At 64.7% G+C, this 17,583-nt stretch carries 18 protein-coding genes; 5 read left to right on the top strand and 13 right to left on the bottom strand.

What is annotated here, in order from left to right; translation table 11 throughout:
* Positions 1–22: 22 nt before the first annotated feature.
* The 3 genes from QY049_RS35810 to QY049_RS35820 all read right to left on the bottom strand — a co-directional run bounded on the left by QY049_RS35810 (position 23) and on the right by QY049_RS35820 (position 2,351).
* The gene (locus tag QY049_RS35810) at positions 23–439 is read right to left on the bottom strand and encodes a hypothetical protein (protein WP_258762740.1); all 417 of its coding nucleotides are present in this window, start codon (positions 437–439) and stop codon (positions 23–25) included.
* A gap of 107 nt (positions 440–546) precedes the next feature.
* Entirely contained in the window at positions 547–1,548 is a 1,002-nt protein-coding gene (locus QY049_RS35815) for a nitronate monooxygenase family protein (protein ID WP_258762742.1), read from the bottom strand.
* A gap of 65 nt (positions 1,549–1,613) precedes the next feature.
* Positions 1,614–2,351 (bottom strand): SDR family oxidoreductase, encoded by a 738-nt coding sequence (locus QY049_RS35820; RefSeq protein ID WP_258762743.1) that lies wholly within the window; start codon positions 2,349–2,351, stop codon positions 1,614–1,616.
* 154 nt (positions 2,352–2,505) lie between these two features.
* Here QY049_RS35820 and QY049_RS35825 point away from each other — a divergent pair, with 154 nt between their 5' ends.
* Positions 2,506–2,973 carry a helix-turn-helix domain-containing protein gene (locus QY049_RS35825; RefSeq protein WP_258762744.1) on the top strand — a complete coding sequence of 156 codons (468 nt, stop codon included), beginning with the start codon at positions 2,506–2,508 and terminating at the stop codon, positions 2,971–2,973.
* Here QY049_RS35825 and QY049_RS35830 read toward each other — a convergent pair.
* From QY049_RS35830 to QY049_RS35850, 5 genes are all read right to left on the bottom strand, one after another.
* Positions 2,970–4,589: a DHA2 family efflux MFS transporter permease subunit gene (locus tag QY049_RS35830; protein ID WP_258762745.1), complete on the bottom strand. Its 1,620-nt coding sequence runs from the start codon at positions 4,587–4,589 to the stop codon at positions 2,970–2,972. The two genes, QY049_RS35825 and QY049_RS35830, sit on opposite strands and share 4 nt — an antisense overlap.
* Positions 4,586–5,743: an HlyD family secretion protein gene (locus QY049_RS35835; RefSeq protein WP_301270509.1), complete on the bottom strand. Its 1,158-nt coding sequence runs from the start codon at positions 5,741–5,743 to the stop codon at positions 4,586–4,588. The genes QY049_RS35830 and QY049_RS35835 overlap by 4 nt, the downstream gene beginning before the upstream one ends.
* Before the next feature lie 192 nt (positions 5,744–5,935).
* Positions 5,936–6,094 carry a hypothetical protein gene (locus tag QY049_RS35840; RefSeq protein ID WP_194477203.1) on the bottom strand — a complete coding sequence of 53 codons (159 nt, stop codon included), beginning with the start codon at positions 6,092–6,094 and terminating at the stop codon, positions 5,936–5,938.
* A gap of 26 nt (positions 6,095–6,120) precedes the next feature.
* Positions 6,121–6,495, bottom strand: a complete 375-nt coding sequence (locus tag QY049_RS35845; protein ID WP_194477204.1) for a PRC-barrel domain-containing protein — start codon at positions 6,493–6,495, stop codon at positions 6,121–6,123.
* A 283-nt stretch (positions 6,496–6,778) separates the two neighbouring features.
* A complete protein-coding gene (locus tag QY049_RS35850; RefSeq protein WP_258762747.1) occupies positions 6,779–6,937 on the bottom strand; it encodes a hypothetical protein in 159 nt (52 codons plus the stop codon).
* 173 nt (positions 6,938–7,110) lie between these two features.
* Between QY049_RS35850 and QY049_RS35855 the strand changes: the two genes are divergently transcribed.
* Positions 7,111–7,353 carry a hypothetical protein gene (locus QY049_RS35855; RefSeq protein ID WP_194477206.1) on the top strand — a complete coding sequence of 81 codons (243 nt, stop codon included), beginning with the start codon at positions 7,111–7,113 and terminating at the stop codon, positions 7,351–7,353.
* A gap of 130 nt (positions 7,354–7,483) precedes the next feature.
* Here the strand turns inward: QY049_RS35855 and QY049_RS35860 are convergent, their stop codons facing one another.
* The 3 genes from QY049_RS35860 to QY049_RS35870 form a co-directional block, all read right to left on the bottom strand.
* Entirely contained in the window at positions 7,484–7,690 is a 207-nt protein-coding gene (locus QY049_RS35860) for a hypothetical protein (RefSeq protein ID WP_258762748.1), read from the bottom strand.
* Between the two features lie 84 nt (positions 7,691–7,774).
* Entirely contained in the window at positions 7,775–7,906 is a 132-nt protein-coding gene (locus QY049_RS35865) for a hypothetical protein (RefSeq protein WP_256442397.1), read from the bottom strand.
* Positions 7,907–8,032: 126 nt separating this feature from the next.
* Complete coding sequence (locus tag QY049_RS35870; protein ID WP_194477208.1) at positions 8,033–8,227, bottom strand: hypothetical protein; 195 nt, start codon at positions 8,225–8,227, stop codon at positions 8,033–8,035.
* Between the two features lie 97 nt (positions 8,228–8,324).
* Between QY049_RS35870 and QY049_RS35875 the strand changes: the two genes are divergently transcribed.
* Positions 8,325–8,837, top strand: coding sequence for a DUF4142 domain-containing protein (locus tag QY049_RS35875; protein WP_258762749.1), 513 nt, complete (start codon positions 8,325–8,327; stop codon positions 8,835–8,837).
* Between the two features lie 5 nt (positions 8,838–8,842).
* Here QY049_RS35875 and QY049_RS35880 read toward each other — a convergent pair whose 3' ends face one another.
* The gene (locus tag QY049_RS35880; protein ID WP_258762750.1) at positions 8,843–9,139 is read right to left on the bottom strand and encodes a hypothetical protein; all 297 of its coding nucleotides are present in this window, start codon (positions 9,137–9,139) and stop codon (positions 8,843–8,845) included.
* Positions 9,140–9,433: 294 nt separating this feature from the next.
* Here QY049_RS35880 and QY049_RS35885 point away from each other — a divergent pair, with 294 nt between their 5' ends.
* Positions 9,434–15,730: a HAMP domain-containing protein gene (locus tag QY049_RS35885; protein ID WP_258762751.1), complete on the top strand. Its 6,297-nt coding sequence runs from the start codon at positions 9,434–9,436 to the stop codon at positions 15,728–15,730.
* 14 nt (positions 15,731–15,744) lie between these two features.
* Entirely contained in the window at positions 15,745–17,238 is a 1,494-nt protein-coding gene (locus QY049_RS35890) for a sensor histidine kinase (protein ID WP_301270494.1), read from the top strand.
* Here the strand turns inward: QY049_RS35890 and QY049_RS35895 are convergent.
* Positions 17,235–17,576 carry a hypothetical protein gene (locus tag QY049_RS35895; RefSeq protein WP_258762753.1) on the bottom strand — a complete coding sequence of 114 codons (342 nt, stop codon included), beginning with the start codon at positions 17,574–17,576 and terminating at the stop codon, positions 17,235–17,237. The genes QY049_RS35890 and QY049_RS35895 overlap by 4 nt on opposite strands.
* Positions 17,577–17,583 lie beyond the last annotated feature (7 nt).

Below are 17,583 nucleotides of genomic sequence, written 5' to 3' on the forward strand. Positions count from 1 at the left end.
AGGTCAGGAAACAACGACGCGCCTAGTGCTTCCAATTGCAGATGCCGCCGGAGCGGCACGGCCAGGTCTGGATGCGGGTGTCCATCGCCTGCGCGTCGAGCGGATTGCCGTGGCGATGCGCGAGCCTGGTGCGGGCTGCGCCACGCGGCTGACTCTTCGCCCGAGCGACCTTCGGCTCCGACACGTGCACGCGTTCGGCCGCGACCTTCTTCGGCACGTCGATCGGCTCGGCACGGGCCTGCGCCTCGTTGCCGCCCTTCGCCTCCATCGCGATCGGCGCGAACTGCGTCTCCGGCCCGAGCCGCTTCGGCGACAGGACAGCCTTGGAGAGATCGAGACCGAGATATTCGTCGGGCTTGTAGTCGTCAGCGCGCGCGATACCGCCCACTGCAAGCGCGACCGCAATGGCAACCGCGAAAGGAACGCTTTTCAGGACCACGGACGCCTCCTGAAATTGATTGTTAAGAGGTAATTTACCCCTATTTAGGAGGCGTCGCGCGCAATTCCAGCGGTCAATTGTAACAGTGGTTAAGAAGTTTGGCGGTGTCAGGCGACCTTTCGTGTCGCACCGGTCCCATCCAGGAACCCCATAAGTCGGCTGCGGATGATTTGTTCCGCCTCGCTCATGATGCGGTCGACGAGTTCCTTGCAGGAGGGGATGTCGTGGATGAGACCAGCGACCATGCCGCAACTCCAGGCACCGGCATCCATCTGGCCGTCCAGCATGACCTTGGGATAGACGCCAGCGACCTGGTCGTGGATGTCGTCGATCGTGAGCTTGTCGCCCTTGGCGTGCTCGATTTCGAGCAGGCGGTCGACATTGGCGTTCTTCAGCACGCGCTCGGTGTTGCGCAGGGCCCGCATGATCAGGCGGGTGTCGAGCTCGGTGGCCGCGACCAGCGCGTTCTTCACGTTCTGATGGACCGGCGCTTCCTTGGTCGCGATGAAGCGCGTGCCCATGTTCATGCCGGCCGCCCCCAGCGACAGGGCCGCGACGAGGCTGCGCCCGTCGGCCATGCCGCCGGACGCCACGAACGGGATTTTCAGCTCCTCCGCCGCGCGCGGCAGCAGGATCATGTTCGGGATGTCGTCCTCGCCGGGATGGCCGCCGCATTCGAAGCCGTCGACGCTGACAGCGTCGCAGCCGATGCGCTCGGCCTTCAGCGAGTGGCGGACCGAAGTGCATTTGTGGATCACCTTGATGCCGGCGGCCTTCAGCGCCGGCATGTATTGCTCCGGACTGCGGCCCGCGGTCTCCACCGCCTTGATGCCGCCCTCGACGATGGCCGCGATGTATTCCGGATAAGGCGGCGCCGAAAAGGTCGGCAGGAAGGTGAGGTTCACGCCGAACGGCTTGTCGGTCATGTCATGGCAGCGCGCGATCTCCTTGGCGAGCAATTCCGGCGTCTTCTGCGTCAGGCCGGTGATGATGCCGAGCCCGCCGGCATTGGAGACGGCGGCGGCCAGCTCGGCAAAGCCGACGAAATGCATGCCGCCCTGGATGATGGGATGCTCGATGCCGAACAGTTCGGTGATCGCGGTCTTCACTTAAGTTCTCCTCCCGGAATTTTGCCTGGTGTTGGGATCAGTCTAGCCGGACTTATGCGCGGCGGTCACCATTTCTCGCCGAACGGGCGGATCTCCATCTCGAAGGTCCAGGCGCTCCTGGGCTGCTGATAGAGCCGCCAATAGGAATCGGCGACGGCCGACGGCGGCATCAGCAGGTCGGGATTGTCGAGCGCATTCGGCCCGAGCGCCTCGATCCGGCGCTGCCGCACCCATTCGGTGTCGACGCCGGAATCGATGATGAGATGGGCGACGTGGATATTCTTCGGCCCGAGCTCGCGCGCCATTGCCTGCGCCACCGCGCGGAGGCCAAACTTGGCGCTGGCGAAGGCGGCAAAGCCGCTGCCGCCGCGCAAGGAGGCGGTCGCGCCGGTGAAGAAGATGTTGCCGCCGCCGCGCGGCAGCATCAGCCGCGCCGCCTCGCGCCCGGCGAGGAAGCCGGAGTAGCAGGCCATCTCCCAGACCTTGCGAAACACGCGCTCGGTGGTGTCGAGGATCGGGAAATTGACGTTGGCGCCGACATTGAAGATGCAGACCTCCAGCGGAGCGTGCTTGTCGGCGTCGTTGAGGAAGGAAATGATTTCCTCCTCCTTGCGCGCGTCCAGCGAACGCGCATGGATCTCGCCGCCGGCGGATTCAATGTCCTTCACCAGCGGCGCGAGCTTGTCGCCGTTGCGACGGCCGGCGAAGACCGTGAATCCCTCGGCCGCGAATTTCTTGGCAATTTCCGAGCCGATGAAATCGCCGGCCCCGATCACGGCCGCGGTCGCATTTCGCTTGGGCAAGGTCGCCTCCTCCGGTGAGAGCATCCGATTGGAACGGAGGCTATAGTTCTAAAATAGAACTGTCAAATACCGGGCTGAAATGCTAGGCTTCGCTCGAAATATCTTTGATCGTTCAAGTCAGTTCCTTTTTCAGACTTAAGCCGGAGACGGGATCATGAAGTGGGAAACGTTGGAGGAAGAGCCCTGCTCGCTCTCGCGCACCGTCGCCGTGGTCGGCGACCGCTGGACGCTGCTGATCCTGCGCGATTGCTTCCTGCGCGTGCGCCGCTTCGAGGCATTCCAGTCCTCGCTCCAGATCACGCGGCACCTGCTGTCGGAGCGGCTGAAGAAGCTCGTGCGTTTCGGCATCCTGCGTCGCGTGCCCTATTCCGAGGCGCCAAAGCGCTACGAATATATCCTGACGCAGAAGGGGCTCGACCTCTATCCTGTTATCATGGCGATGGTGCATTGGGGCGACACTCACATGGGCGACGAGCGCGGCCGCCCGCTGCTGCATGAGCACAAGAGCTGCGGCAAGCAGTTCGACCCGGTGATGGTGTGCTCGGAATGCGGCGAGACGCTGCATGCGAAACAGGTGCATGTGCATGCGGGGCCGGGTCGGCGAGGCGCCGACGCTGCCTAATGCCCCCGCGCCGGCGCGCCGAGATCGATCGGGCGCAGCACCGCCGCGGTCGGAATCATCAGCACCGCGATGACCGCGAGCGTCCAGAACACGTCGATATAAGCGAGGAAGTCGACCTGCTGCTGCAAAGTGTGGCCGACCCAGGCGACCGCTTGCGAGGCGGCATCGCCGGCGTTCGAGCCCTGGGCCTGGAAGTAGCGCGTCATCGCGTCGATGGTCTGCTGGTAGCCGAGGTCGGACGGCGCGGCGTGCTCGATCAGGCGGCTCTGGTGGAATTGCTGGCGCTGCGCCAGAACCGTCTGCGCCAGCGCGACGCCCATGGAGCCGCCGATGTTGCGGGCGACGTTGATCAACGCAGAAGCCTGGTTGGTCTTGTCGGGCGGCACGCCGTCGTACGAGGCGGTCGTCACCGGCAGGAACAGGAAAGGCAGACCGAGTGCGAGGAAGATGCGCGACAGCGCCGCGTAGCCATAGGTGATGTCGCCATCGATCCCGGTCAGATGCCACATCGACAGCGCGACGATCGCTGCGCCCGTCATGATGAGATATTTCGGCTGCACCGTGCTGACGAGGCGGCCGACCACGGGCATCAGCACCAGCGTCGCAATGCCGCCGGGCGACAGCGCGAGACCGGCCAAGAGCGCCGTGTAGTTCAGCTCGGTCTGGAGCAGTTGCGGCAAGAGCTGCGTGGTCGAGATCAGCACTGCGCCGGTACCGAGCATCACCAGGAAGCAGGCACCGAACTGCCGCCGGCCGAGCAGACGGAGATCGACGATCGGATCCTCGCGCGTCAGCTCCCACGGGATCAGGGCGAGCAGCGACACAGCCGACAGCACCGCGAAGAAGACGATCATGTTCGAGCCGAACCAGTCGTTGCGCTGGCCTTCGTCGAGCACGTATTCGAGCGAGCCGAGCCCGATCGCGACCAGCGCGAAGCCGATATAATCCACGCGCAGGCCCTTGCTCAGCAGCTTCTCCCTCTCCTCCTCCGCCCCCGACGGCTCCTTGACCAGCGTGCCGACAAGAAACAGCGAGAGCAGTCCCATCGGCACGTTGATCAGGAACACCCAATGCCAGCTGTAGGTGTCGGTGATCCAGCCGCCGAGCGTCGGACCGATCACCGGCGCGACGACCACGGCGACGCCGTAGATGGCAAAGGCCTGTCCGCGCTTATGCGGAGGGAAGGAGTCGGCGAGGATCGCCTGCTCGCTGGTGGCCATGCCGCCGCCGCCGAGCCCCTGAATGATGCGGAACAGCACCAGCGCCTCGAGATTCCAGGCGAAGCCACATAAGAGCGATGCGACCGAGAAGATCGCAACGCACATCATGTAGAAGCGCTTGCGGCCGATCACCGTCGAGAGCCAGCCCGAGATCGACAGCACGATGGCGTTGGCGACGAGATAGCTGGTGATGACGTAGGTGCTCTCGTCGATGCCGACCGCGAGCCCGCCGGCAATATGGCGCAGTGCGACGTTGGCGATGGTGGTGTCGAGCACCTCCATGAAGGTCGCGATCGAGACCACGAAGGCGATGAGGTAGGGATTGTGCCCGCCGGCCGCCGACCGCTCGGGCGACCAGCCCCCGGCAGAGGCGCCGTCTTGCGTGGCGTCGGTCATCGCACCCTGGTCCAGGGCACGACCGACATGCCGGGACCAACGGGCAGATCGGACGGCCAATTGTCGACCACGATCTTCACCGGCACGCGCTGCACCACCTTGACGTAATTGCCGGTGGCATTCTCCGCCGGCAGCAGGCTGAAGGCGGTGCCGGAGCCCGGCTGCACGGAAGCGACGTGACCGGTCAGCTTGCGTCCCGGATAGGCATCGATGCGGATTTCGACCGGCTGTCCCGGCCGCATGTCGGCGAGCTGGGTCTCCTTGTAGTTGGCGACGACCCAGACGTCGTCGGGCACGAACATCATCAGGCTCTGGCCGGCGGTGACGAACGTGCCCTTGGCGCCGGAGAGCTTGACGACGCGGCCGGACTGCGCGGCGACGACGTTGGTGTATTGCAGGTTCAGCCTGGCCTGATCGAGCTGCGCCTGCGACTGCTGAAGTTGCGCCCTGGCGCCTTCGAGCTGGGCCTGCAGCGTCTTGATGCCGAGTTGCGCGGCAGTCACGGCAGTCTTGCTGCGCTCTGTGTTGGCTTGCTGCGCCTGGAGATCGGAGCGGGTCTGCTGCTGGCGCTGCACGGTGCCGGCGCCCTTCTCGACCAGATCCTGGGCGCGCGCAAACTCCTCCTGCGAGAACTGGAGCTGGGCCTGCGCCTGTTCGAGCTGCGCCTGGGCCTGCTTGATCTGCTCCCGCTGCGAAGCGATCTGCGCCTCGACATTGTCGATGTTGGCCTTGGAGACCTCGACCTGCGCCGCCGCCTGATCGACGGCGATGCGATAGTCGCGCTCGTCGATCTTGGCGAGGAGATCGCCGGCATCGACATGCTGGTTGTCGGTGACAGGGATGTCGGTCACGTAACCGCCGACCTTCGAGGCCACGGAGAAGCTGCGCGCGGCGACGAAGGCGTCGTCGGTGGATTCGTAGTGGCGGACATCGCGCCAATAGAGCAGACCGCCGACCAGCATCGCGATCAGCACGATGGCACCGATGGTCGCGAGCAGCCAATGCGCGGCTAGCCGCTCGCGCAGCGACGGGGTCTTGCCCGGCTTACCGGACTGATCCCTGGTTTCGAGCTTGGGATCATGCGATTCCTTTGGAGCTTCCACCCTCTGCGGCTGCTCCGCGGACGGCCCACGCTCCCGGGTTTGAGCATCCACGGCGAACACCTCGATCGGGACTTCCGGCTGCCGCAAACGGGAATTGGCCATGCGCGCACGCCGGGAGCCCAACCGCAGCCCTGCGGCATGGTTCCGGGTTGCGGGAGCACCGCCGTCATTCGTGAACGCGTTGCGCAAGAAAGAAGCGCGACACCATTTGTGCCGCGCTTCTTTGGTGACCCGCGCACCCGGTCAGTGCGTCTTGGTCGCGTGCCATTTCTCCAGGTCGGGCTTTTTGTCGCCCGGCTTCTGTTCCTTCTCCGGATTGCCCTTCCAGGGCTTGTCCGTCTGGGCGTGCGATCCCCAGTCATTCTGATGCCGGGGATCGTCGGTTGGCTTTTCCTGGCTCATCAGATCTCCCACTGTTCGCGATACGCTCAAGCGAAGGGAACGCCGTAGTAGGCGTTGATGCCGCGCATCGCGGCGTCGTCGCCCCAGTTCCAGTCACTGCGCTCGCCATATTTCGGCGCACCTTCCAGCGCCTTGGCGGTGATCCCGGTGACATAGCCGCCGAGTTCGGTGTCGTATTTCAGCGACTGCCACGGCAGGGGATAGTGATCGTTGCCGAGGCCCAGAAATCCGCCGAAGCCGAGCACGGCGTAGGACACCTTGCCGCTCATCTTGTCGATCATCACGCGTTCGATCGAGCCGATCCGGCTGCGATCGGCACCGTAGACCGACGTTCCCTCGACCTTATCGCTGCCGATCAGCCGGCCCATCTCGCTGCGATCCAGCTCGCCTTGATTCAACATGTTTCTTCTCCACTCAGCAATGTGTGGAGATCAACCGGACGCGATGGCGATCGTTCCTGGCAAGTGACGCTGCGCGCATTGGCCTCGAGCTTGCGCGCGTCAAGGCTGGCGTGCAGCTGCGTCCGACTCTCTCGGCATCAAGAAATCATGCATCTCGGCTGCAGTCTGCAACTGTTCGATGCGGGCCACGACGGAGTCGCGCCGATGACCGTCCGGCAAGCGCGACAGTTCGTCCTCGAGCCGCAGCCTCTGCGCGGCCAGACGTTGTTCGAATGTGTGGGGTTCAGATCGTTTCCGCATTATCTGTCCTTGGAGGTTGCAGGCCGGGGCTGTTGGCCCAGCGCTCGACCTGATCGATGACCTTCTGGTGGCTCGGACGCACTGGTTTCTGCGCATCGGGCTCGTCGGAAAGCTTGCGGGGTAACCTGACTTCCTCTGTCATGGCCAATCTCCCTTTCAAGGAGAATGCGCCACCGCACAAGTCGTTTCAATAATAACTTATTGATTTTACTGAGTATTTTTACTCATTTGGCTTGTCTTGCGACTCCTGTGGAACTCCCGTCAAGTTTGTTCGTTGAGTAAACTACTCAACCTGCTCAAATTGCGTGATTGACCATGAACGACCTTCGCGCCGAGCGCCTCCAGGTCATGCTCTCGCCTGAAGAACTGGCCGCCATCGACGATTTCCGCTTCAAGCATCGCATGCCGACCCGCGCGGCGGGTGTCCGCGAGTTGCTCAAGCTTGGACTGGCCGCTGCCGGCATCGACGCCGTAGCAGGCGTCAAGTCGAGCGATTTCGGCGTGTTCGGCCGCGGGCCCGAGGGGCACGTGCAGGGCAACAACGATTCCGAGGACTGATCTTCCAACAGCAAACGACCCCGGCACGGTGGGTGCCAGGGCCGTCCTTGGAGTTGCTTCCGGAGCACCGGGGGCATGTCACCGGAAGCAAACTGTCGACTCCTCGTAGGAAGATTCGTTCCTCGCAGATTCAGCCGCTGGGCGCAGCGCCGGAATCGTCGGGCGTCATGCCTGAGCCCGGCGTCTTGCTGTCGTCGTTGAGCTCGGGGTCGCGCGTCGCCTCACGCGAGGGCGAACCGTTTTGGTTCGTGTTGTGCACCGTCTGCGCACGCTGCTTGTCGCGCGGCTGATCCTCCGCGCGCTTGTCCTTGACGATGCCGTGGTCGGAATGTGCCATGCTATCCTCTCGCCTCTGCCGATGCCTCGGAGCGCCTACGCGCCGCTGCGCCGAATGTTCCTGTGAGCGCGAGAAGCAGCAGTGCTAGCTGTGCGCCGCGTGCACCATCACGGATGCATTTTCCTGATGCACCTGCCGAACCGTCGTGACCGTCGCAAACGCGACAGAGACGCCAAAGGCGAGAATGAGGGAGAAAAGTGCCAGACGTGGAGCCATCGCAAAACCTCCTTCTGGAATTGAAAACCAACGCGATCGACTATTCCCGGATGATGGTTGATTGGTGCAGCCCATTCCGTGAGCCGCCTCACACGCGGAGTCACCAAAGAGAGAGAGAGAGAGCGGTCAGACGCCCTGGCTTTGCACGACGCCGTCCTTGACGGGCGGGACTTCGCCGTCGAGCCAGTCCTGCTCCTTCGCCAGGGCCGTCCAGGCATCCGCCATGCGTGAATAGCGATTATAAGCGGGTTGCCCTTCCGAGCGCTCGGCCAGTTGCAGGCAGTTCTCGGCGTTATCCCTGAAGATGTCTGACTGTTTCATGAACAAGAATTGGGTACGGAACCTCCGGCCTGCAACCGCCCTTACGGGATGGTAACGCTTCGCCGGAACTTTGCACGTTACAGGTCATTGGAGGTTCATGAGGATATTTGTCGCGATTGTCCTGGCCTTCATCAGCACTGCGGCGCTTGCCGACAGCACCGGCGAACGATTGCGCGGCGATCGGGCGCCTGACGCGACCGATGTCATCAGCGGCCTCTACGCCTTCGGCCGCTTCCAGCAGGGCCTGCTGGAGAGCACCGATTTGAAGGGCAATGCCGAGGTCAAGAACCTCGCCGCGCTGCGCGCCGAAGAGGCGGCAAAGCGCGACAAGGCCCTGAAGCAGATCCAGGACACGATCGGCGCCGAGCCGCGCATCAGCAAGACGACATCAGCGGGCATCAGCCTCGCCAAGCCCGACGATTCCGAGGGGCCGGCCTATGTGAGAACGTTCTACGCCGCCCAGATCCCGGAATACGAATCCACGATCACCCTGCTCGAGCGCTACCTGAAGACGCCGGACAACCCCGTTCTCGCGGCCTTCGCGCGCGAGCACCTCCCGGTGCTGCGCGCACAGTTGAAGGACGCTGAACGCACCATGGCCGACAAGTAGCAGCGCTACTTGTCCTCCGGATGATGCTGCTGGTTCATCGGACGCACGGTGCGATCGCTGCCAGGCATCCTGTCCCGGCCGGCATCGCCATTGGCATCCTTGCCGCCTGAGGTCGAGGTGCCACTGCCGCTGGGGTTCGACTTGGTGGCGGTCCCCGTGGTCTGCGAACCCGCATGGGACGTGGCCGAACTCGCTGCGGGATCGCCGGTGACGGCCCCGCATCCGCTCGGTGCGCCGGCCTGTGCCAGCGCAGATCCCGTGGCGAACAACGCGGCGATGAATATTGCCAGTCCGGCTTTCATATGCGCTCTCCCTGTGCTGTCGGGTCAACCTCAGGGCCTGTCCTGCCGTTCCTAAGTCGAAGGCCGCGAGTTTCGAAACTGGAACACCTGGAGGCCCCTGCTAAGGGCTAAGAATTTTTACGCAATTGGTTGGAACTCTCGGCAATCTTCGCTGTTAGTTTGGCCGGGCTGAGCACGGCAGGTTCCAATCCCTCGCGTCGCAACCTTGACGCTTGATTTCGAATTTGGCTGACGCTCTATTTTGGCCAAACGCGTCACGCCTTGGATTCGGCCGGCGCCTGCGGGGGAATTAGTATGAGCGACCTCGATCCCGGAACAGCATCGCGCTCCGGTCGTCGCGTCCCGAAACCCAAACCCAACGGCACATCGGAGCCGGACTCCCGGGCGGAACTGCTCCTCGCGCTCCAGGCCATGCGCAGCGGCGATTTCTCCGTGCGCATGAGCGGCGACTATCTCGGCATCGACGGCAAGATTGCCGACACCTTCAACGAAATCATCGCGGCCAACCAGCGCATGGCGCAGCAGCTCGAGCTGGTCGGCCAGGTGGTGGGACGCGAGGGCAAGACCCGCCAGCGCGTGAAGTTCGGCCTCGCCAGCGGCTCCTGGGCCGACATGGAAGGCTCCGTCAACACGCTGATCGACGATCTGCTCTGGCCGACGCGCGAGGTGACGCGTGCAGTGGCGGCCGTGGCGCAGGGCGACCTGCTCCAGACCGTCAAGCTCGACGTCGAGGGCCGCCCGCTCCGCGGTGAATTCCTGCAATCGGCGACGATCGTCAACACGATGATCAAGCAGCTCGGCGTGTTCACCTCCGAGGTGACTCGCGTCGCCCGCGAGGTCGGCACCGAGGGCAAGCTCGGCGGTCAGGCCCAGGTGCCCGAGGTGACCGGCGTCTGGAAGGACCTGACCGAGAGCGTCAACTCGATGGCGAACAACCTGACCAACCAGGTTCGCAACATCGCCGAAGTGACGATCGCAGTCGCCAATGGCGACTTGTCCAAGAAGATCACGGTCGACGTCCGCGGCGAGATCCTTCAGCTCAAGGAAGCCATCAACACGATGGTGGACCAGCTGCGCTCCTTCGCCTCCGAAGTGACGCGCGTGGCCCGCGAGGTCGGCACCGACGGCAAGCTCGGCGGCCAGGCCATCGTGCCCGGCGTCGCCGGCACCTGGAAGGACCTGACCGACTCCGTGAACGCGATGTGCGGCAACCTCACCGCGCAGGTCCGCAACATCGCCAACGTGACGACCGCCGTGGCGCGCGGCGACCTCTCGCGCAAGATCACCGTGGACGTGCGCGGCGAAATCCTGGAGCTGAAGGACACCATCAACACCATGGTGGACCAGCTCAACTCCTTTGCGTCCGAAGTGACCCGCGTCGCGCGCGAGGTCGGCACCGAAGGCAAGCTCGGCGGCCAGGCGCAGGTGCCCGGCGTCGCCGGCACCTGGAAGGACCTCACCGACAACGTCAACTTCATGGCGTCGAACCTGACCGCGCAGGTCCGCAACATCGCCGACGTCGCCACCGCCATCGCCGGCGGCGACCTGTCGAAGAAGATCACGGTGAACGTATCGGGCGAAATCCTTCAGCTGAAGGAAACGCTCAACACCATGGTGGACCAGCTCAACGCCTTTGCCGGCGAAGTCACGCGCGTCGCCCGCGAGGTCGGCACCGAGGGACGGCTCGGCGGCCAGGCCAACGTGCTCGGCGTCGCCGGCACCTGGAAGGACCTCACCGAAAGCGTCAACTCGATGGCGTCGAACCTGACCGCGCAGGTCCGCAACATCGCCGAGGTGACGACGGCGGTCGCCGGCGGCGACTTGTCCAAGAAGATCACCGTGGACGTCCGCGGCGAAATTCTGGAGCTGAAAGACACCATCAACACCATGGTGGACCAGCTCAACGCCTTCGCCGGCGAAGTCACGCGCGTCGCGCGAGAGGTCGGCACCGAAGGCAAGCTCGGCGGCCAGGCCGTCGTGCGCGGCGTCGGCGGCACCTGGAAGGACCTGACCGACTCGGTCAACTCGATGGCGTCGAACCTGACCGGCCAGGTCCGCAACATCGCCGAAGTCGCGACCGCCGTCGCCAAGGGCGACCTGTCGAAAAAGATCACCGTGAACGTGTCGGGCGAGATCCTTCAGCTGAAGGAAACGCTCAACACCATGGTGGACCAGCTCAACGCCTTCGCCGGTGAAGTCACCCGCGTCGCGCGCGAGGTCGGCACCGACGGCAAGCTCGGCGGCCAGGCCGGCGTGCCGGGCGTCGCCGGCACCTGGAAGGACTTGACGGACTCCGTGAACTCGATGGCGGGCAACCTCACCGCCCAGGTCCGCAACATCGCCGAGGTCGCGACCGCAATTGCCGGCGGCGACCTCTCGCGCAAGATCACGGTGGACGTCCGCGGCGAGATCCTTCAGCTCAAGGACACGCTGAACACGATGGTCGACCAGCTCAACCGCTTCGCGGGCGAGGTGACGCGCGTCGCGCGCGAGGTCGGCACAGAAGGCCGCCTCGGCGGCCAGGCCAACGTGCCCGGCGTCGCCGGCACCTGGAAGGATTTGACGGACTCCGTGAACTCGATGGCCGGCAACCTCACCGCCCAGGTCCGCAACATCGCCGAAGTGACCACCGCCGTGGCGCGCGGCGATTTGTCCCGCAAGATCACCGTGGACGTGAAGGGCGAAATCCTCGAGCTCAAGAACACCATCAACACCATGGTGGATCAGCTCAACGCCTTCGCCGGCGAAGTCACGCGCGTCGCGCGCGAGGTCGGCACCGAAGGCAAGCTCGGCGGCCAGGCCGAAGTGTCCGGCGTCGCCGGCACCTGGAAGGACCTCACCGACAACGTCAACTTCATGGCCTCGAACCTGACGGCCCAGGTCCGCAACATCGCCGAGGTTGCGACCGCAATCGCCGGCGGCGACCTGTCGAAGAAGATCACGGTGGACGTGCGCGGCGAGATCCTGCTGCTCAAGGACACCCTGAACACGATGGTCGAGCAGCTCCGCTCCTTCGCCGCCGAAGTGACGCGCGTGGCGCGCGAGGTCGGCACCGAAGGCCGGCTCGGCGGCCAGGCCGTCGTGCCCGGTGTCGGCGGCACCTGGAAGGATCTCACCGACAACGTCAACCTGCTGGCCGCGAACCTCACCACGCAGGTCCGCAACATCGCCGAAGTCACCACCGCCGTGGCGCGCGGCGACTTGTCCCGCAAGATCACCGTGGACGTGAAGGGCGAAATCCTCGAGCTCAAGAACACCATCAACACCATGGTGGACCAGCTCAACGCCTTCGCCGGCGAAGTGACGCGCGTGGCGCGCGAGGTCGGCACCGAGGGCGAGCTCGGCGGCCAGGCGCAAGTGCCTGGCGTCGCCGGCACCTGGAAGGACCTCACCGACACCGTCAACTTCATGGCGGCGAACCTCACCGAGCAGGTCCGCGGCATCGTCAAGGTGGTGACCGCAGTTGCGAACGGTGACTTGAAACAAAATCTCACGGTGAAGTCGAAGGGCGAGGTTGCCGCGCTCGCCGACACCATCAACAACATGACCGAGACGCTCGCGACCTTCGCCGACCAGGTGTCGTCGGTGGCGCGCGAGGTCGGCGTCGAAGGACGGCTGGGCGGCCAGGCCGACGTGCCCGGCGCCGCCGGCACCTGGAAGGACCTGACCGGCAACGTCAACCTGCTGGCGGCCAATCTCACCTCCCAGGTGCGCGCGATCGCCGAGGTCGCGACCGCCGTGACCAAGGGCGACCTCACCCCGTCGATCCAGGTCGATGCCCGCGGCGAACTCGCCGAGCTGAAAGACAACATCAACACGATGATCACGAATCTCCGCCTGACGACGGACGTGAACACCGAGCAGGACTGGCTGAAGACCAACCTCGCCAAATTCACCAACATGCTTCAGGGCCAGCGCGACCTGACGACCGTCGGCCGGTTGCTGCTCACCGAATTGTCGCCGCTGGTGAACGCCCATACCGGCGTGATCTACCAGGTCGAGAACGAGGACAATCCGCAGCTTCTGTTGCTCGCCTCCTACGCCGGCGACGGCGTCTACCCCTATCAGCGCGTACTGCCATTTGGCGACGGCCTGATCGGCCAGTGCGCCGTCGACCGGCGTCCGCGCGTGGTCTCCGACATTCCCGCCGACGTGGTGCCGATCAATTCGGCGCTGCTCCGCGTCGCACCGAAGAACCTCGTGGTGCTGCCGGTGCTGTTCGAGGGCCAGGTCAAGGCGGTGATCGAGCTCGCTTCGCTCACCACGTTCACGACCTCGCAGATGACGTTCCTGGAGCAGCTCACCGACTCCATCGGCATCGTGCTCAATTCGATCGAAGCCACGATGCAGACCGAAGGCCTGCTCAAGCAGTCGCAGCAGCTCGCCGGCGAGCTCCAGACCCAGCAGCGCGAATTGCAGCAGACCAACGACCAGCTCGAGCAGAAGGCCCAGCAGCTCGCCGAACGCAACGTCGAAGTCGAGCGCAAGAACCAGGAAATCGAGCAGGCCCGTCGCGCGCTCGAGGAAAAGGCGACCGAGCTCGCGCTGACCTCGAAGTACAAGTCGGAATTCCTGGCCAACATGAGCCACGAGCTGCGCACGCCGCTGAACTCGATCCTGATCCTGGGACAGCAGCTCACCGACAATCCGGACGGCAACCTGTCCGCCAAACAGGTCGAATTCGCCCGCACCATCCACGGCGCCGGCACCGACCTGCTCAACCTCATCAGCGACATTCTCGATCTCTCCAAGATCGAGTCCGGCACGGTGACCGTCGACGCCGAGGAAATCCTGACCGCGAACCTGCTCGAAACGGTCGGGCGGCCGTTCCGGCACGAGGCCGAGAACCGCAACCTGTCGTTCAAGATCGATATCGATCCGAACCTCGCCCGCAGCATCGTCACCGACTCCAAGCGCCTGCAGCAGGTGCTCAAGAACCTGCTGTCCAACGCCTTCAAGTTCACCGCCGAAGGCGAAGTGAGGCTGAAGGTCGCCGGTGCGCTCGGCGGCTGGGGCACGGATCATCCGGTGCTGAACTCCGCGCCGGCCGTGATCGCCTTCGAGGTCTCCGACACCGGTATCGGCATTCCCCCGGAAAAGCAGAAGCTGATCTTCGAGGCGTTCCAGCAGGCCGACGCCGGCACCAGCCGCAAATATGGCGGCACCGGCCTCGGCCTTGCGATCAGCCGCGAGCTTGCAAGCCTGCTCGGCGGCGAAATCCATCTGCGCAGCGCTCCCGGCAAGGGCTCGAGCTTCACGCTCTATCTGCCGCTGAAATATTCCGGCCCGACGCTGGCGCCGCGCGCAGCACCGGCGGCGCAGCAACACAACCAGCCGCCGGCGCTCCAGCCGGCCGCCCCGGAACAGCAGCGCGTCATCGAGCAGCTTCCCGACGACCGGCTCAATCTCGAGCCAGGCGACAGCATCCTGCTGATCGTCGAGGACGATCCACACTATGCCCGCATCCTGGTCGATCTCGCCCGCGACAAGGGCTTCAAGGTTCTGGTCGCCGCGCGCGGCGCCGAGGCACTGGAGCTTGCCAAACAGTATCAGCCGCGCGCCGTGTCGCTCGACGTGTTCCTGCCCGACATGCTCGGCTGGACGGTGCTGAGCCAGCTCAAGCACAATCCGCTGACGCGCCACATCCCCGTGCAGATCATCACGCTCGACGAGGACCGCCAGCATGCGCTGGCCCGCGGCGCCTTCTCCTTCGTCAACAAGCCGACGACGACCGAAGGCGTTGCCGCCGCGCTGACGCAAATCAAGGAATATGCGCGCCCGCGGCGCAAGCGGCTCCTGATCGTCGAGGACAACGAGGCCGAACAGATGTCGATCCGCGAGCTGCTGCATCACGACGACATCGAGATCGTGACCACCGACACCGGCGCCGGCGCGCTCTCGACGCTGCGCGAGTCGCCCTGCGACTGCGTGGTGCTCGATCTGCGCTTGCCCGACATGAGCGGGTTCGAGGTGCTGGACCAGATCCGCCGCGACGAGTCGCTGTCCAACGTTCCGGTGGTGGTGTTCACCGGCCGCGAGCTCTCGGCCGAAGAGGATGCCGAGCTCCACACCATGGCGCGCAGCATCGTGGTCAAGGGCGTTGAATCGCCCGAGCGTCTGCTCGACGAGACGGCGCTGTTCCTGCATCGCGTCATCACCGAGTTGCCGATCGAGAAGCAGCGCATGCTGGAGAAGCTGAACAGTTCCGACGAGGACCTGATCGGCAAGACCGCCCTGCTGGTCGACGACGACGCCCGCAACATCTTCGCGCTGTCGAGCGTTCTGGAACGGCGCGGCATGAAGGTGCTGACCGCGACCACCGGCCGCGAGGCGGTCACGCTGGTCGAATCCAACCCGGAAATCGCCATCGTGCTGATGGACATCATGATGCCGCAGATGGATGGCTATCAGACCATCGGCGTGATCCGGGAGAACCCGGCCTTCCTGCGCCTGCCGATCATCGCGCTGACGGCGAAGGCGATGAAGGGCGACCGCGAGAAATGCCTGGAGGCGGGCGCCTCCGATTATCTCGCCAAACCCGTCAACACCGATCAATTGCTGCTTGCGATCCGCATGTGGCTGCACCGTTGAGTCTGGATCCGAGAATGGACCACGAAAAGGTCAACATCCTCCTCGTCGACGACCAGCCGGCCAAGCTGCTCGCCTACGAGGTGATCTTGAGGGAACTCGGCGAGAACCTCGTGATCGCCTCGTCCGGCCGCGAGGCGCTGGAGGTGCTGCTCAAGACCGAGATCGCGGTGATCCTGGTCGACGTCTGCATGCCCGAGCTCGACGGCTTCGAGCTCGCGGCGATGATCCGCGAGCACCCGCGGTTCCAGAAGACCGCGATGATCTTCATCTCGGCGATTCAAGTCAGCGACATCGACCGCCTGCGCGGCTACGAGATGGGTGCGGTCGACTACGTGCCGGTGCCCGTCGTGCCAGAAGTGCTGCGCGCCAAGGTCAAGGTGTTTGCCGAGCTCTATCGCAAGACGCGCGAGCTCGAGCGGCTGAACCAGGATCTCGAGGATCGCGTTCGTGCCCGCACGGCCGACCTCGAGAACTCCACTGCGAAGCTGCGCGAGAGCGAAGAGCGGCGCAGCATGGCAATCGCCGCCGGCAAGATGGGATCCTGGGACTGGGACTGGGTCAACGGCGACTGGATGTGGGACGAAGGCCAGTACCGCATTTTCGGCGTGACGCCGGAAACCTTCAACGTCAGCTCTGCCAACATCCAGGCGCTGCTGCACCCCGATGACGTCGACCAATTCAGCCAGGCGATTGCCGCGTTCGACACCGGCGCACACGCCTATGAGGGCGAGTTTCGTGTCTGCCGGCCTGATGGCGAGATTCGCTGGTGCGTCGGCACGGCAGCCGCAACGGTGAACCCGAGCGGTCGCGTCGTGCGGGTGAGCGGCGTCACCGTCGACATCACCGAACGCAAGCGCGCCGAGGAGCGGCAGAACCTGCTGGCACGTGAAGTCGATCACCGCGCCAAGAACGCACTGGCGCTGGCGCAGTCGATCGTGCGCCTCACCCGCGCCGACGAGATGAAAGCCTATGTCAAGGCCGTCGAGGGCCGCATCAACGCGCTCGCGCGGGTGCACACCATCCTGTCGCTGTCGAGCTGGCAGGGCGCCGAACTCTCCAAGCTGATCGACGAAGAGCTTGCGCCCTATTCGCTCGGCGGACAGATCAAGCTTTCGGGTCCCGAAGTGCAGTTGCTGCCGGCGACGGCCCAGACGCTGGCCCTGGCTCTGCACGAGCTCTTCACCAATTCGGCCAAGTATGGCGCGCTGTCGACCCGGTCGGGGCGCCTCGCGATCGGCTGGCAGGCCGAGAGCGACCTTCTCACCTTGACGTGGGAGGAGACCGGCGGGCCGCTGGTCAGGACGCCGAAATCGCGCGGCTTCGGAACGAGAAGCCTGTTGGCCAGCGTCGAGTCCCAGCTCGGCGGACAGGCGCAGTTCGATTGGCGCTCAGAGGGCCTGTTTTGCCGTCTCGAGGTGCCGTTGACGCGCAAGAGCCCGGCAACGGCGGCTGCGCAGGACAAGTTCGAGGCCAGCAGCTCTCCCGAACTCCAGCGCGCATCGGGCTAGCGCGACGCGGCGACTTTCAGTCGTGGCATCGGCCGCGATTCATCGGCGACCCGCCCTTCGAGCCATGCTTCCGTCTGCGCGAGATCGCGCAGCGCCGTGGCGTAGCGGCGAGCGGCACTGCGTTCCGCTCCGCGCGGCAGCTTGCGTGCCTTGCGCAACATGTCGGCCGCGGCGTTTCGGTAGGCCAGCGAGCGATAGAGAAAGACCACCTTGCCCATAGCTGATGTTCCCGTGTTCATGGCGTTCATCCTCGCAAGGTGGGCATGAACGGTGGATGAAGCGGTCATGACGAATCCTTCATGCGCGATGGAACCCGCGATTGCGGCCAGCGTTGGCATGCCAGAT

This window comes from Bradyrhizobium sp. WYCCWR 13022, from assembly GCF_030435535.1.
Classification (GTDB): Bacteria; Pseudomonadota; Alphaproteobacteria; order Rhizobiales; family Xanthobacteraceae; genus Bradyrhizobium.

What these genes read in the sequence shown, in the direction of transcription:
- QY049_RS35860 (WP_258762748.1), bottom strand. Translation starts at nt 7,690, where the DNA reads ATGGCACATTCCGACCACGGCATCGTCAAGGACAAGCGCGCGGAGGAT.
- QY049_RS35845 (WP_194477204.1), bottom strand. Translation starts at nt 6,495, where the DNA reads ATGTTGAATCAAGGCGAGCTGGATCGCAGCGAGATGGGCCGGCTGATC.
- QY049_RS35825 (WP_258762744.1), top strand. Translation starts at nt 2,506, where the DNA reads ATGAAGTGGGAAACGTTGGAGGAAGAGCCCTGCTCGCTCTCGCGCACC.
- QY049_RS35865 (WP_256442397.1), bottom strand. Translation starts at nt 7,906, where the DNA reads ATGGCTCCACGTCTGGCACTTTTCTCCCTCATTCTCGCCTTTGGCGTC.
- QY049_RS35830 (WP_258762745.1), bottom strand. Translation starts at nt 4,589, where the DNA reads ATGACCGACGCCACGCAAGACGGCGCCTCTGCCGGGGGCTGGTCGCCC.
- QY049_RS35895 (WP_258762753.1), bottom strand. Translation starts at nt 17,576, where the DNA reads ATGCCAACGCTGGCCGCAATCGCGGGTTCCATCGCGCATGAAGGATTC.
- QY049_RS35840 (WP_194477203.1), bottom strand. Translation starts at nt 6,094, where the DNA reads ATGAGCCAGGAAAAGCCAACCGACGATCCCCGGCATCAGAATGACTGG.
- QY049_RS35875 (WP_258762749.1), top strand. Translation starts at nt 8,325, where the DNA reads ATGAGGATATTTGTCGCGATTGTCCTGGCCTTCATCAGCACTGCGGCG.
- QY049_RS35880 (WP_258762750.1), bottom strand. Translation starts at nt 9,139, where the DNA reads ATGAAAGCCGGACTGGCAATATTCATCGCCGCGTTGTTCGCCACGGGA.
- QY049_RS35850 (WP_258762747.1), bottom strand. Translation starts at nt 6,937, where the DNA reads ATGACAGAGGAAGTCAGGTTACCCCGCAAGCTTTCCGACGAGCCCGAT.
- QY049_RS35855 (WP_194477206.1), top strand. Translation starts at nt 7,111, where the DNA reads ATGAACGACCTTCGCGCCGAGCGCCTCCAGGTCATGCTCTCGCCTGAA.
- QY049_RS35870 (WP_194477208.1), bottom strand. Translation starts at nt 8,227, where the DNA reads ATGAAACAGTCAGACATCTTCAGGGATAACGCCGAGAACTGCCTGCAA.
- QY049_RS35885 (WP_258762751.1), top strand. Translation starts at nt 9,434, where the DNA reads ATGAGCGACCTCGATCCCGGAACAGCATCGCGCTCCGGTCGTCGCGTC.
- QY049_RS35890 (WP_301270494.1), top strand. Translation starts at nt 15,745, where the DNA reads ATGGACCACGAAAAGGTCAACATCCTCCTCGTCGACGACCAGCCGGCC.